The organism is Rubrivirga sp. (genome assembly GCF_049648075.1).
Lineage (GTDB): Bacteria > Bacteroidota > Rhodothermia > Rhodothermales > Rubricoccaceae > Rubrivirga.
In genome coordinates, this window is record NZ_JBARYR010000100.1 from 1 (window position 1) to 13,928 (window position 13,928).

The following is a 13,928-nucleotide window of genomic DNA, read 5'->3' on the forward strand; positions in this document are numbered from 1 at the left end:
CCGATCCTGCGAGTGCCCTCGCGGTAGCGGCACTTTCCAGTCTGTCTCGGCGTTTCGAGCCCAACGGTATCCAAGGTCCATGAGAACTCTCGTCTTTTCCATTACCCTCCTCGGTCTCGGCGCGTGCGGGTCAGACCCGACGCCCCAGACGGACGCGACCGCGACGGGCGGGTCCGAGCCGGAGGTCGAGTACAGCTCGCCCATCGTCGAGGTGGCCAGTGCCGCGGCACTCGTGGACGACCTCGACGCCCTCGAGGCCGAGACGGTCGTGCTCAACTTCTGGGCGACGTGGTGCGGACCGTGCCGCCTCGAGTTCCCGGAGTTTATCGAGTACGACCGCGAAATGGAAGGGGAGGGCGTCTCCGTCCGGTTCGTGTCGCTCGACCAGCCGACCGACCTGCCGCTCGTCAAGGCGTTTCTGGCGGAGCATGAGGTGGACGACCCATCGTACCTCTACACCGGCCAGGGCGACATGACGCGACAGCTCAACCCGTTCGTCGGCGGCGCCATCCCGATCACGATGATCCTGGACGGCGAAGGGATCGTCCAGCACACGCACGTCGGGCGGATGTCCTACGACGACCTGTCCGAGACGGTCGCCACGATTCGCGCCGGCGGCGATCCCAGCGCGTCGTGAAGATCCGAGCACTCACACTGATCGTCGCGTTGTCCTCGACGGCAGCGGCGCAGATCGACTACGGTGGCGGCCTGCCCCTCGCCGGCGAGTCGTTCCAGGCCCAAAGCGGCTCGACGGTCGTCCTCGATGCGGTGACCGGCGACGCCGGTCTCGTGGTGGTGTTTTGGAGCAGCGTGTGCCCTTGGGCGGACCGCTACGAGGCGCGACTCTCGGAACTCATGGACACGTACACGCCCGCCGGCATCGGCTTCGTCTTGGTCGACTCTGGCGATCCCGCCCTCGAAGACGGCTCGGCCGCGCCCCCGGAGCCGAGCACGTTGCCCGCGCCCGTCATCGCCGATACAGATGGGCGATTGGCCGACGCCTTCTCGGCGCGGAGCACGCCCCACATCTTCTTTTTCGGCCCCGACCAGACCCTTTTGTACGACGGCACCTTGGACGACAGCCCCGCGGCTCGCGAGCGCGTCCGCACGCCGTATCTCGCTCTCGCTATGGACCAAAGCATCGCCGGTTTGCCCGTCGAAATCCAACGGACGCAGGCCTTCGGCTGCACGATCAAGAGGGCCGGAGAGTGAGTGGACTCTTGCATACCGCCACCGCCCTCGAGGACGTGTGCGCCCGTGCCCGCGACCTCGAAGCGGTCGCCCTCGACACCGAGTTCGTGTGGGAGCGGACCTACTACCCCGCCCTCGGACTCGTCCAGATGGGGTTGGGCGGCGGCGACATCGTCCTGATCGACACGGTCGCCCTCGAGGGCGAACTCGGCCCTCTGGGTAATCTCCTCGAGGACGAGTCGGTCGTCAAGATCCTGCACGACGCGACGCAGGACTTGCAGATCCTGGCGCGAGCGACCGACGCCCACCCCCGGCGCGCGTACGACACCCAGCGCGCCGGCGGATTCGTCGGGCTGACAGCCACAACGTCGCTGCAGGACCTGGTCGAGTGGGGCGTTGGCCTTCGCCTGGACAAGGGCGAGACGCGGTCGAATTGGCTTCGGCGCCCGCTTTCTGAGAGCCAGCAGGAGTATGCCGCGGCCGACGTCCGCTACCTCCACGAGTTGCGGACCAAACAGCTAGCGAAGGCTGAAGAGCTGGGCCGGACCGGCTGGGTCGAGGACGAGATGACCCGGTACGACGACCCCGATCTCTACCTCGAATCCGACCCGGACGAGGCGGTCAACCGCGTCAAGGTCCGAGGCATCGGGCGGATGTCGGGACGCCAACGAGCCGTTCTGCGGACGGTCTCCGCGTGGCGAGAGGTCGAGGCCCGCAAGCTGGACCGGACACGCCGGATGGTCTTGCCGGACGAGATGCTAGCCAAGATCGCGGACTACGGTCCGGGCTCCTTCGACGACCTCAGCTCGCTCAAGATGACGGACCGCCAGATCAGCCGGTACGGCGACGGCGTCCTCGAGGCCGTGCAACTCGGCATCGAGGCCGAGCCCGAGGACCGGCCGCGTCGAGGCCGGCCCGGACCGGAGGAGTTCCGTCAGCAGGCCCGCTTGCAGATCGCCCAGGGCTTCTTGGTCGGACGCTGCGAGCGGTCGGGCGTCGACCCGATCCTGGTGGCGACCAAGTCCCAACTCGGCGACCTCGTCGAGGCCGGCCCGGACGCGGTCCAGGCGGAGATGAGCGGCTGGCGGTACGAATTCGCCGGCCGCGACCTCGAGGCCGTGTTGCGAGGCGATGTCGGCGTGCGGCTCGACCCGGAGGACGGGTGGCCCGACGTGGCAACCTAGCCGTCCGTACTTCTGGCAGACGAGGTCCCGTCCTCGAGGTAGCCTTCGAGGACGCGCTCGACGCCCTCCGAGAGGAGGTCCCAGTCCGCGGCGGGGTGCTTGGTGACCGTCACGAAGTCCGGCACGATCAACAGGGACTCGACGCCTCGGAGCGAAAACAGCTCCACCGAGAGCGGGTGTTCGGAGGCCTCTCGGAGCGAGTGGTGCGCGAGCAGTCCGTCCTCGATGAGGGGCGCGCCGTCCACTTCGAACTTGATGCTGTTCGGGTTCGGCGTAGGGCAGGGTCTGATCGTCATTGAGATGAGGCAACCTCCAGCAGAGTGAGGTGTACGCCAGGAGCCCCTCTGTGCTCCTGCCTTTTCTGGATGGCCGTCGACCCCTTACCCCAAAGCCCACCGCCGGTTGGGCCGGCTCCAATCGCTCCGCCGCCCTCGAGGCCGCTCGGGCCGCCCCTGGAGGCGCCGCCTCCGGTCCTAAAGCACGAGACCTTGCCGGTCCCGGTTCGGCCTCATCCGACGCTCGACCCTCCGGCCGAGATCACGTCGGAGACGCGGATGCTGCCCCCGCACCGGACCAAGCTCGAGCGGATCACGGACCACGTCGCCGCGGTGTCCGAGGACCTCCGCGACTACGTCGAGCTGCGCGTTGCGCTCGTCAAGCGACAGATCGAGGGTGTGATCGGGATCATCGAACGCGTCCAGCACCTGGTCGAAGCGGCCAAGCTAGCGATCCCTGGTGTCATCCTCCTGATCCTTGGGGCCCTGTTCCTGCTGGTGACCATCGCTCTGTTCTTGGGCCAGCTCCTCGACAATTATGGACTCGGTTTCCTCATCGTTACGCTCGTCTTGCTCGTCGCGGGCGGCGTGCTGGTGTGGCTCGCAAAGCGTCGCTACGACGCAATCCAGGAGGAGGTCGCTCGTGCCAAGCGAGAACAACGCAACGCGGAGTCCGCGTCCCGCGACGAACTCGAGGACGCCCAGCGCCGACGCGTCCAACAAGCAGCTGTTTAGAAGATGAACCCTGGACCCAACTCCAAACTACCCGCTGAGAAGACCGGCCCCGGCATCATCCCGGCGCCGCCGGCCTCGACGGGTACCGTCGACCTCGATTCGCTCACCGCGGACGAGATCCGCGCTCGGCTCGACGCCCGCCAGCGGGACCTGAAGTACCACATCGAGGCCCTCAGGCACGAGGCCACGACCATCGCCGACGACGTCAACGTCAACGGACGGCCGTTGATGGACTACATCCGCGAGCGCCCCCTGACGATCGTCACCGTCGCGGCCGGTGTCGGAGCCCTCGTCGGATCCTTGTTCGGCATCCGCGCTCGCCGCAAACGGGTCGCGGCGAGGCCCGAAGACGACATCGACTTTATCCGTGCTCGCCTGGCACACGTCCTCGAGGACGCCGCGGAGCGTGTTGCTGAGGGTGAGGACCCTGAGACCTCGATCCGTGGATCGATGGAAACCATGCCTGTGATCTACGGCGACTCCAGCACGGCGCCGAAAACGCCGCGCGAGCAGGCCTTCGAGGTCGCGCTCACGACGGCTGTCGGCTTCCTGGTCAAGAAGGGCGCCGACATGATGGTCCAGCGACTGACGCCGCACGACAGCGCCATCGACGCGCTCACCGACGACGAGGACTAGAGGAGCGCTCCGTGCGGAACGCGGGATCCGGTTATCTTCGAAGCGTCCACTTTTATCTGCATGCGACTCGCTCTCTTCGGGCCTCCCGGAGCCGGTAAGGGCACCCAGGCCAAACGCCTGGCCACCGCTCACGACCTCGCCCATCTCTCGACCGGGGACCTGTTCCGGGCCGCCATCCGTGACGAGTCCGACCTCGGCGTGCGCGTCGCATCGCTCCTCAGCGCAGGGGAGCTGGTCCCCGACGACACGACGAACGCGGTCGTGGCCGACCGGCTCGAGACGCTCGGGGACCAGGGGTTCGTCCTCGACGGCTTCCCACGCACCGTCGCCCAGGCCGAGTGGTTGATGGGGCACCTGGCCGGTGCGGGCAAGTCCCTCGACGCCGTCGTAAGCCTGCGCGTCCCCGAGGAGGACTTGGTCCAGCGCCTGTCGCGCCGGCGGACCGACGCCGAGACCGGGGCGATCTACCACCTCGACTTTAACCCGCCGCCGTCCGATCTGCCCCCGGGCCGGCTCGTCCACCGCTCCGACGACCAGCCCGAGGCCATCCGCCACCGGCTGTCGGTGTACGAGCGCGACACGGCTCCCGTCGAGGCGACGCTGCGCGCCCACGTCCGCTACTTCGAAGTCGACGGGACCGGCGCCCTCGAGGACGTGCAAGGCCGCATCGAGGACGCGATCGCTCAAGATCATGGGCTGGCGGGGATCTGATGCCGACCGCGACCGCATCGGACTGGACGGACCTCGGCCTCGAGGTCAACCGCGCTCTAGGGGAGCTACCGCTGCCCTCGGAGCCCGCGCGCCTGTACGAGCCGGTGCGCTACGTGTTGGCGGCCGGTGGCAAACGTGTTCGCCCGGCAGTCCTGCTCCTCGCCGCGGAGGCGTTCGGCGGGCAGGACGCGCGAGACCGGGCCATGAGCGCGGCCCTTGGCATCGAGGTCTTCCACAACTTCACGCTCGTCCACGACGACATCATGGACCACGCCGCGACCCGTCGAGGACGGCCTACGGTCCACGAAAAGTGGGACACGGCGACGGCGATCCTGGTCGGCGACTTGATGATGGGACTGGCGAATGACCTGGTGGTCCGCACCGAGGGGCTCGACCCGGCCTACGCCCAAAGTCTGTTCTACGACGCCGTCGCCCGGCTGTGCGAGGGGCAGATGCTCGACATGACGTTCGAGGCGCGCCACGACGTCACCGTCGACGAGTACCTCTCGATGATCGACCGCAAGACCGGCGCGCTCTTGGAACTCGCCCTCGAGGTCGGGGCCTTGTGCGGCGGCGCGAGCCGCGACGACTCGAGGGCGCTGCGACGGGCAGGGAAGGCGCTCGGCCGAGCCTTCCAGATCCAGGACGACCTGTTGGACGTGACGGCTCTGGCGGAGGGGTGGGGGAAGACCGTCGGCGGGGACTTGGTCGAGGGCAAGCGGACGTGGCTCGTGCTCGCGGCCCGTGGTCGCTCCGAGACCGACGACAGCGGGTGGCTGAACGACGTCCTCGACGGGCGCCTCGAAGTGCACCGTGTCAGCGAGGTCCGCGACCGGCTGCGTGCTGTGGGCGTCCTCGATGAGGCGGCGTCCGAGGTCCGTCGTTACACCCTCGAGGCCGATGACGCTCTTTCTGTTCTGCCGCCCGGCGCTCCCACGGACGCCCTGCGGAGCCTCGCTCACCGACTCGCCTCCCGGGCGCTCTAGCCATGATCACTCGTGAGGTCACTGTCCGAAACAAAGCCGGCGTTCACACGCGCCCGGCCTCGATGATCGTCCGCGAAGCGGCCAGGTTCGACTCGGAGTTCTTCATTCGTAAGGACGGATACGAGATCAACGGCAAGAGCATCATCGGCGTGATGACGCTGGCCGCGGAGCAGGGCGCGACGCTCGACCTGCTGTTCGAGGGGTCCGACGAAACGGAGGCGGCCGACGCCCTCGAGGCCCTTTTCGAGAGAGGCTTCGGAGAGGCGGTCTAGCCGCCGTCGAAGAGCCGCGACCTAAGATCGGCCGCCGAGTAATTCCCATTGGAAGACATCATCGACCCAACGCTGACGGCCCCGCCCGCTGACCGACCTGAGATCCGGGTCGACGGCATCGGTGTGGCTCCCGGCGTCGCGATCGGACCGGCGTACCTGTTCGCGGGCGGGGCGTACCAGGCGACCAAAGAGTCGCTCGACGCCGCGAGCATCGAGGACGAGGTGGAGCGGTTCGAGCGCGCCATCAAGCGCAGCGAGCGCGAGCTGGGTAAGATTGCCATCGTCGCTCAGCAGAAGCTTGGCGAGTCGTCGGCCGGGATTTTCCACGCGCAGGCGCTCATTCTGAGGGATAGCCAGTTTTACGACGCCGTCGTGAAGCACGTGCACGAGCACGCGACGGGGGCGGGGTGGGCCGTCCAGACCGTCCTCGATGAGCACCGCCGCCGGCTCGAGGCGAGCCCGAGCGCGTCGCTCCGGGAGCGGGCCGCGGACTTCGCGGACGTCCAGAACCGCGTGCTGCGCAACCTGCAGCAGGGGAGGGCGCACTCCCGCATCGACCCGAACCGGATCGTCGTTGCGGAGAACCTGACGGCTGCGGACATCCTCTTGTTCAGCCGTCGAGGCGTGCTCGGCGTCGTCCTCGATCACGGGGGCCCGACGAGCCACGTGTCGATCATGGCCCGAGCCCTCGGCGTGCCGGCCGTCGTGAGCTTGCACGGTCTCTCGGGTCAGGTCCAGCCCGACAGCGTCGTCATCGTTGACGGATTCGAAGGGACCGTCGTCGTCGATCCGTCGGCTGACACCCTCGAGGCCGCGCGGGGCAAGGCGAGCCGGTTCGCCAAGATGACGGCGGACAAGGACGTCCTGGTGGCCGCCGAGTCCACGACGAAGGACGGCGTCGAGGTCGTGCTTCGCGCGAACGTGGAGTTCCGGGAGGAATTCCCGCTGTTGCACGAGTTCGGGGCTCGCGGCGTCGGGCTGTTCCGCACCGAGATGCTGTTCCTGACGCAGGGCCGCGCCCTCGACGAGGCCCAGCAGTACCTGGTCTACCGCGACGCGGTCATGGCCGCCGCGCCGGACCCCGTCACGTTCCGTCTTCTGGACTTGGGGGGCGACAAGGTGCTCCCGATGGCGCACCGCGAGTCGAACCCGTTTTTGGGGTGGCGAGGGATCCGGATACTCCTCGACAAGCCCGACCTGCTTCGTCCCCAACTCCGCGCCATCCTGCGTGCCGGCGCCGACGTCCCGGACGCGCCGCCGCTCCAGATCCTGCTCCCGATGATCTCCGGCCTCGAGGAGGTCCGCGAGTTCAAGCGGCAGCTCGAGGCCGTCTGCCACGACCTCGAGGTCGAGGGCGTTGACCACCGGCGCGACGCCCAGATCGGGATCATGGTCGAGGTCCCGTCGGTCGCGCTCCAGGCGGCGACGTTCGCCCAGCACGTCGACTTTTTCTCGATCGGTACGAACGACCTGACGCAGTTCACGCTCGCCGTCGACCGGGGGAATGACCTCGTCGCGGGGCTCTACCACGAGCTGCACCCGGCGGTGCTCTCGCTTATCGCTCGGACTGTCGAGGCCGCCCAAGACGCGGACATCCCGGTCTCCGTCTGCGGAGAGGTCGCCGCCGACCCCCGCGTGACCCCGCTCCTCGTCGGGCTGGGGATCCGGACGCTGAGCGCGTCCCCGGCCTACCTCACGTTGGTCAAGCGCGTCCTGCGGGCGTTTTCGCTCGACGAGGCCGAAGACCTAGCCCGTCGGTCTCTTCGCCAGCCCGACGCCGCGTCGGTCAAGCGACTCTTGAACTACTTCCTCGCCTGCCACAACGCCGACCTGGCCGCGATCCTCGGCCTCGAGGCCGTGCCCGCCCCGGACGGCCTCTCGGCCCGCGTCGCCGCTCGCGTCGGGTCCTAGCGACGAGCGGATCCACACGTCCCATCTCTATGACCGACTCGCTCCACCGAAACGATCCCGACGACATGCGAGGCGCGATCCGCGCCTTCCCCGACCACCTCGAGGAAGGGTGGTCACGCGGCGCCGCGATCGCAAGCTTCGGCCTCGAGGACGACGCCCTCGATGGGATCGTGTTGTGCGGGATGGGCGGCTCGGCCATCGGCGGCGACTTGGTCGCGGGGCTCGTCGGCCCCAGCTCCACCGTCCCGTTTGCCGTGAACCGAGGCTACTCGCTTCCAGGATGGGTCGGGGAGAAGACGCTCGTCGTCGTGTCCAGCTATTCCGGCGGGACGGAGGAGACGCTGAGCGCGTACGCCGAGGCCAAACGGCGCGGATCCCGCGTGCTCGCCATCACCTCCGGCGGCGACCTCGAGGCCGACGCGAAGTCTGAGGGGTTCGACGTGGTCGTCATCTCAGGCGGCCTCCAGCCGCGCGCTGCGCTCGGCTACTCGCTGGGCGTCGGCCTGCGGCTCGCACAAACGCTCGGGCTCGCCGACCTCGAGGACGCGGCGTTTGAGTCCGCCCTCGAGGCCGCGCGGTCTCGCGCCCAGAACCACGATCGCGACGAGGACGGCAACCCGGCGCGGGATCTGTCCAGGCTGTTCGAGGGCGCGCTGCCCGTCGTCTACACGGGCGTCGGGTTGCTCGAGGCCGTTGGGTTGCGGTGGCGGACCCAGATCCATGAGAACGCAAAGCACCCGGCCGTCGGGAACGTCCTGCCGGAGCTCGACCACAACGAGATCATGGGGTTCGAGGCCGGGCCAGACGCCATCCTGTCGACGATGCAGGTCGTCGCCCTGCGCGACGCCGACGACCATGGGCAGGTGTCGAAGCGGTTCGACGCGACGCGAGTCTTGGTCGAGGACTCGGTCGGCGGGTGGACCGTCCTCGAGTCCGAGGGCGACTCGAGGCTGGACCGGATGCTGTCGATGATCCAGCTCGGCGACGCGGCCAGCTTCTGGCTCGCGATGCGCAAGGGCGTCGACCCGACGCCGGTCGAGACGATTCAGCAGCTCAAGAAGACGTTGGCGTAGCGGTCTTCGAGGGCGGCGCATCTCGACGCGCTTCGTCCTGCTATGGTGCTGCGGTCCGTCCTCGAGGTCGCGGTCCGTCCTCGAGGTCGCCGCATTGTGCCTCGAGGCCGGCAGCCCGCATCGGTTACTCTGACTCACCCTGACCCCTCCGGCCGATGCGCGCGATCCTCGTCTCCGTCCTGTTTGCCTCCGCCGTCGCGGCCCAGCCGGTCGCGCCCGAACAGGCCTGCACGTACTCAGATTGCGCGATCCGGCTCGAGGCTGCCTTCTTCCGCGGGACCGAAATCGTCCGCGGCCTCCCGGGCCAAGAAGAAGTCGTCGGCCGGTTCGGGCTCTTCGGCGGCGGCCTAATCGACCACGTCGAGGATGTGCCCCAAGCCGTCGATCACGCCGTGTCCTCACGGCGGTACATGGTCGGCGGATTCGCGATCGTCGCTGCCGGCGGGGCCGTCCTGGGAGCTCTCGCTGCGGCCGACAACCTCGGATCCGACGGCACCGCGCTCGTCGGTTCGTCGACACCGTTTCTGCTCGGGGCCATAGCCGTCACGGTCGTCGGTTCTGCGTTCACATTGAAGGCTCAGCGCGAGCAGTCCCGCGCCGTCTGGACCTACAACCAGGCTGTCGCCAGAAACTGAAGCGGGCCGACCTCGAGGTTGGCCTCCGGCGTCCGGCGTTAACGCGTCGCCCTCGAGGACGCGCCGATGGGTGGACAGGCACCAAGTGCGGCGGGAGGGGGTTGTGCCCTTGCATCTGCCCGGGACCGTGCCTAGCGTGCGGCCCCGCCGTGGCGGGCCTCGCCTATGACTCCGACCCGGCTCTTCCGTCGCTTGCTCGTCGCCGTGCTCCTCTCGGGCGCGGTCGGAGCGAGCGCCCAGGGGTTCGGCAGGAATAAGATCCAGTACGACGGGTTCGACTGGAACGTGCTCCGCACCGAGCACTTCGACGTCTACTACTACGACGGCGCCGAAGGACTGGCCGAGATCGGCGCGCAAGAGGCGGAGGATCACTACGAGGTCTTGGAGACGCGGTTTGACCTGTCGCTCAACCACCGCGTCCCGCTCATCTTCTACGCCACGAACCTCCACTTTAAGCAGACCAACACCACGCCGGGGTTCATCCCGGACGGCGTCGGGGGCTTCTTCGAGTTCCTGAAGGGCCGGGTCGTGATCCCGGCCGACGGCGACCTGGGACGGTTCACGCGTGTGATCCGGCACGAGCTCGTCCACGTGTTCACGTTCAACAAGATCGCCCGCGTTCTGCGCGACCACCGCCGGCCGACCGACCAGTTTCTCCCGCTCTGGTTCACGGAGGGGATCGCCGAGTACTGGAGCGGGGACCGGGACTACAACCACGAGATGATCTTGCGCGACGCGGTCGCGTCGAACTTCCTGGTCCCGCTCCACGACATGGACCGCATCCGCGGCTCCTACGTGATGTACAAGGAAGGCGAGGCGTTCTGCCACTTCGTCTCTGAGACCTACGGAGAGGAGCGGCTGTTGGGCCTGATCGAAGAGGCGTGGCGCGACCTCGATTTCGGCGAGGTCATCGAGGTCGTCCTGGGCGAGCCCGACGACGTAGTCTCGGACCGGTTCGAGCAGTGGATCCGCGACCAGTACGAGCCGATGATGGTCGGCGCCGACGTCGCGTCCTTGACGACCGAGCCCATCGCCGCGCGCGGGTTCAACGCCAAGCCCGCCATCTGGACACGGCCCGACGGCCAGCGCGAGGTCATCTTCTACTCGAACCGGGGCAGCTACTCCGCCGTCATGGCCCAGCCCGTCGACGACGACTTGCGGCCCGCCGGGGAGCCGAGGACGGTCATCGAGGGCGAGCGGAGCCTGGATTTCGAAGCGCTCCACCTGTTCGACAGCCGCATCGACGTCTCCGACGACGGCGTCATGGCCTTCGTCACCAAGCGCGGCGCCACCGACGTGGTCCACCTGTACGACCTCGAGGCCGACGAGCGGCTCGCGATGATCGGCTTCGACGAGCTGGTCGCGCTCTACTCGCCGACGGTCGACACGGGCGGGCAGCGGATCGCGTTCGTGGGGATCGACCGGGGCGGCCAGGGCGACCTCTACCTTTTCGACCGTGGGACGGGTGTCGAGGGCAGCGGGACGCTGCGGCAGCTCACCCACGACACCTACAACGACCGCGACCCCGATCTCAGTCCCGACGGCTCCACGATCGTGTTCTCGTCCGACCGGACGGCCTGGGGCGTCGAGGGCGCGCGCAACCTGTTCACGTACGACCTCGAGTCGGGCGACATCCGACACGTCACGGCCGGTCCCCAGGTGGACCTGTCGCCGCGGTGGAGCCCCGACGGCCGGCGCCTGGCCTTCGCGAGCTCCCGCCGGCAGAACGACGGTCACTTTAGCGCCCAAGACCTGTGGGTCGCCGACCTCGATGCGCCCACGGACCTGCTCGCCGACGCGTCCGGTCCCGTCCTCGAGGTCGAAGCGGGTGACGACGCGCCGGCGATGCTGCGCCAGCTCACGCGCCTGACGAGCGCGGCGTTCGACCCGGTGTGGGCGAGTGACAGCTCTCTCGTGTTCGCCTCCTTCGAAGACTTCCGGTTCACGGTCCGCGCTCTCGACCTCGACTCCCTCGAGGCCGCGCCCGAGCAGACGGTGACCGCAGGCCGCCCACCGCCAGCGACAGAGCCGTGGGCGTACGCCCGCTACGAAGCCGACGGCGTCCGAGCCGAGCCGTACCGACGCCGCTACCAACTCGACATCGCCCAAGGTGGGTTCGCGACCACGACGACGGCGAGTGCGCAGGCTGGCGGAGCGACGGTCTCGTTCTCGGACATGCTGGGCAACGACCGGTTCTACGTCACGGCTTACTCGTCGAACTCCTTCCAGACCGGCCGGTCGTTTCTCGACGGCCTCAACGTGTCCGTCACGCGTCTGCACCTCGGCCGACGGGCCAACTTCGGCTACGGCGCCTTCCGGCTGGCCGGCCCGCGCTTCGACCGGACGGACCCTCAGCAACCGTCCCGCATTCCGTCCTACGAGCAAACCGTCGGGGCGCTCGGCCTCGTCAGCTACCCGCTCTCGCTGTTCCGCCGAGTCGATATCGAGACGTCGTTCGGGGTCGGGTCGAAAACGGGACTGCTGCGGTCGACGGATGGGTTGGCCTCGTCGTTCGACACGTTGCGCACGGCCGTCTTGGCCAACTCGATCACGCTCGTCGAGGACCACGCGCTCTACAGCCGGTGGGGACCGGCCCAAGGGTTTAGGGCCAACCTGAGCGTCGGCTACGCGACGGACGTGTGGCTGTCGAATGAGAGCTACTTCTCGGTCGGGGCGGACGTTCGCAACTACCTGCGGATCACGGACGGTGTGACGTTCGCGTCGTGGGGATTGGTGCAGGCCAACGTCGGGCGCCGGGCGCGGCTCAACTTGATCGGCGGGTCATGGTCATTGAGAGGCTTCCCGTTCCTCCGCGTCCGAGGCTCCAAGCTGTGGTTCACGTCGCACGAGCTGCGCTTCCCGTTGGCCCGCCGACCGCCGCTCTTCCCGATCATCGCGGGCTTGCGCGGAGCTCTGTTCGTGGACGCGGCGCACAACTGGACAGACGGTTACAACGATGTCTTCCGCGACCCTGACTTCTCACTGATCGGAGCGGGAGAGGACCTGTTGGTCGGGACGACCAAGGGGTCGTTCGGCGCCGGGATCCGCGCCAACCTTCTGGGCGCCGTCGTGCTGCGGTACGACGTCGGGTACCGCTTCGGGGACGGGTTCGACTGGAGCGAGCGCAAGCCGTTCAGCCAGTTCTTCTTCGGCTTCGACTTTTAATGCGGACGCTCGCTCTTCTGCTCGCGTTCGGTTTGGCTGGGTGCTCGTCGATTCAACTGGGAAACCCGTTGGGAGAGCGAGACGCGACTCCGCCGTCCCTCCCGATTACAGAGGCATGGGAACGCGACGTGCAGGCCGCCTTCGGGCCGTCTCCAGCGACCGTCACGCAGCGATACGTCGTGGTGGGCACGAGGCGCGGAGAGGTCGTCGTCTTGGACCGAGAGACCGGCAGCACCGCCGGCGTCGGGGAGTTCGGGGACAGTGTCGAAGGGGCCATCGCGACGTCCGAAAGTGGAGCGGTGCTCTACGTCTCGACGGCTGAGCAGAACGGCAGCGTCTACGCCCTCGATGTCGACAGCGGGCGGCGGCTGTGGCGCTGGAGGGGGGGAGCGTCGGTGGCCGGGGTGGTGCGCACGGGCTCCGTCCTCGTTGTGCCGTTATTGCAATCGAAAGTCGTCGCCCTCGAGGCCGCCAGCGGAGCCGTCTTGTGGGATCTGGACTTGTGGGCCGGGGGGTCGGGCGGCGCCCAGTACCACGCCGCGCCCGTCGCCCTAGAGGTCGAGGGTGGACCGGCGGTTCTCATCGCGAGTGACGACGGCGGCGTCGCCGCGCTCCGCGCCGTCGACGGCGAGCCGCTGTGGAGCTACGGGGCGGGTGCCCCGATCTACGCCACGCCCACCGTCGCCGAGGGTGCCGTCGTCGTGACCACCACGCGGGGGGCCGTCGTCGTCCTCGAGGCCGAGACGGGAAGGGCGAGGTGGCGCGTCCAAACGGACGGCGTGCTCCGGGCGTCGCCGGCCGCCGTCTCGGACGGCCTGGTCGTCGTCGGCTTCACGGACGGCACCGTTCGGGCGTTCGACCTCGAGGACGGCGCTGAGCGGTGGCGCTACCGAACGGACGGCAACGTGACAGCGACGCCGGTCGCGGTCGACGACCAGATCGCGGTCGGCACGATGGACCGGCGCCTGGTGCTGCTCGACCGCGAGACGGGCGTCGAGACTTGGTCGACCGAGCTCCGGGGCCGCGTCAAGAGCGCCCTCGGCGTCGGCGGCGGGTTGCTGATCGCACTCGTGGAGCCGAGACACGTCGTGGCGTTTCAATCGGTGCCATGACGCGACTCGCACTCCTGCTCAGCGTGTTGGTCGCCGCAAGCG

Annotated in this window: 14 protein-coding genes; 13 read left to right on the forward strand and 1 reads right to left on the reverse strand. The window is 68.4% G+C overall.

Annotation, left to right across the window (positions count from 1 at the left end):
* The first annotated feature begins 79 nt into the window (after positions 1–79).
* From WBA11_RS02700 to WBA11_RS02710, 3 genes are read left to right on the forward strand one after another with little or no spacing between them, the layout of a single operon-like run.
* Positions 80–637, forward strand: coding sequence for a TlpA family protein disulfide reductase (locus WBA11_RS02700; RefSeq protein WP_424519184.1), 558 nt, complete (start codon positions 80–82; stop codon positions 635–637).
* A complete protein-coding gene (locus WBA11_RS02705; protein ID WP_424519185.1) occupies positions 634–1,212 on the forward strand; it encodes a redoxin domain-containing protein in 579 nt (192 codons plus the stop codon). Before WBA11_RS02700 ends, WBA11_RS02705 begins: the two co-directional genes overlap by 4 nt.
* Before the next feature lie 8 nt (positions 1,213–1,220).
* The gene (locus WBA11_RS02710; RefSeq protein ID WP_424519186.1) at positions 1,221–2,375 is read left to right on the forward strand and encodes a ribonuclease D; all 1,155 of its coding nucleotides are present in this window, start codon (positions 1,221–1,223) and stop codon (positions 2,373–2,375) included.
* Here the strand turns inward: WBA11_RS02710 and WBA11_RS02715 are convergent.
* Positions 2,372–2,671, reverse strand: coding sequence for a NifU N-terminal domain-containing protein (locus WBA11_RS02715; protein WP_424519187.1), 300 nt, complete (start codon positions 2,669–2,671; stop codon positions 2,372–2,374). The genes WBA11_RS02710 and WBA11_RS02715 overlap by 4 nt on opposite strands.
* 258 nt (positions 2,672–2,929) lie before the next feature.
* On the opposite strand from WBA11_RS02715, the gene WBA11_RS02720 reads away from it, so the two are divergent.
* The 10 genes from WBA11_RS02720 to WBA11_RS02765 all read left to right on the forward strand — a co-directional run bounded on the left by WBA11_RS02720 (position 2,930) and on the right by WBA11_RS02765 (position 13,886).
* Positions 2,930–3,385, forward strand: a complete 456-nt coding sequence (locus WBA11_RS02720) for a phage holin family protein (protein WP_424519188.1) — start codon at positions 2,930–2,932, stop codon at positions 3,383–3,385.
* A 3-nt stretch (positions 3,386–3,388) separates the two neighbouring features.
* Positions 3,389–4,021, forward strand: a complete 633-nt coding sequence (locus WBA11_RS02725; RefSeq protein WP_424519189.1) for a hypothetical protein — start codon at positions 3,389–3,391, stop codon at positions 4,019–4,021.
* Between the two features lie 60 nt (positions 4,022–4,081).
* Positions 4,082–4,732 (forward strand): adenylate kinase, encoded by a 651-nt coding sequence (locus tag WBA11_RS02730; protein WP_424519190.1) that lies wholly within the window; start codon positions 4,082–4,084, stop codon positions 4,730–4,732.
* Entirely contained in the window at positions 4,732–5,718 is a 987-nt protein-coding gene (locus tag WBA11_RS02735) for a polyprenyl synthetase family protein (RefSeq protein ID WP_424519191.1), read from the forward strand. Before WBA11_RS02730 ends, WBA11_RS02735 begins: the two co-directional genes overlap by 1 nt.
* Positions 5,719–5,720: 2 nt before the next feature.
* Complete coding sequence (locus WBA11_RS02740) at positions 5,721–5,990, forward strand: HPr family phosphocarrier protein (RefSeq protein WP_424519192.1); 270 nt, start codon at positions 5,721–5,723, stop codon at positions 5,988–5,990.
* 48 nt (positions 5,991–6,038) lie between these two features.
* A complete protein-coding gene (ptsP, locus tag WBA11_RS02745; protein WP_424519193.1) occupies positions 6,039–7,901 on the forward strand; it encodes a phosphoenolpyruvate--protein phosphotransferase in 1,863 nt (620 codons plus the stop codon).
* A 29-nt stretch (positions 7,902–7,930) separates the two neighbouring features.
* Positions 7,931–8,974, forward strand: coding sequence for a bifunctional phosphoglucose/phosphomannose isomerase (locus WBA11_RS02750; RefSeq protein ID WP_424519194.1), 1,044 nt, complete (start codon positions 7,931–7,933; stop codon positions 8,972–8,974).
* 155 nt (positions 8,975–9,129) lie between these two features.
* Positions 9,130–9,609 carry a hypothetical protein gene (locus tag WBA11_RS02755; protein ID WP_424519195.1) on the forward strand — a complete coding sequence of 160 codons (480 nt, stop codon included), beginning with the start codon at positions 9,130–9,132 and terminating at the stop codon, positions 9,607–9,609.
* A gap of 165 nt (positions 9,610–9,774) precedes the next feature.
* Positions 9,775–12,774: a BamA/TamA family outer membrane protein gene (locus WBA11_RS02760; protein ID WP_424519196.1), complete on the forward strand. Its 3,000-nt coding sequence runs from the start codon at positions 9,775–9,777 to the stop codon at positions 12,772–12,774.
* Positions 12,774–13,886, forward strand: a complete 1,113-nt coding sequence (locus WBA11_RS02765; protein WP_424519197.1) for a PQQ-binding-like beta-propeller repeat protein — start codon at positions 12,774–12,776, stop codon at positions 13,884–13,886. Before WBA11_RS02760 ends, WBA11_RS02765 begins: the two co-directional genes overlap by 1 nt.
* The last annotated feature ends 42 nt before the right edge of the window (positions 13,887–13,928 follow it).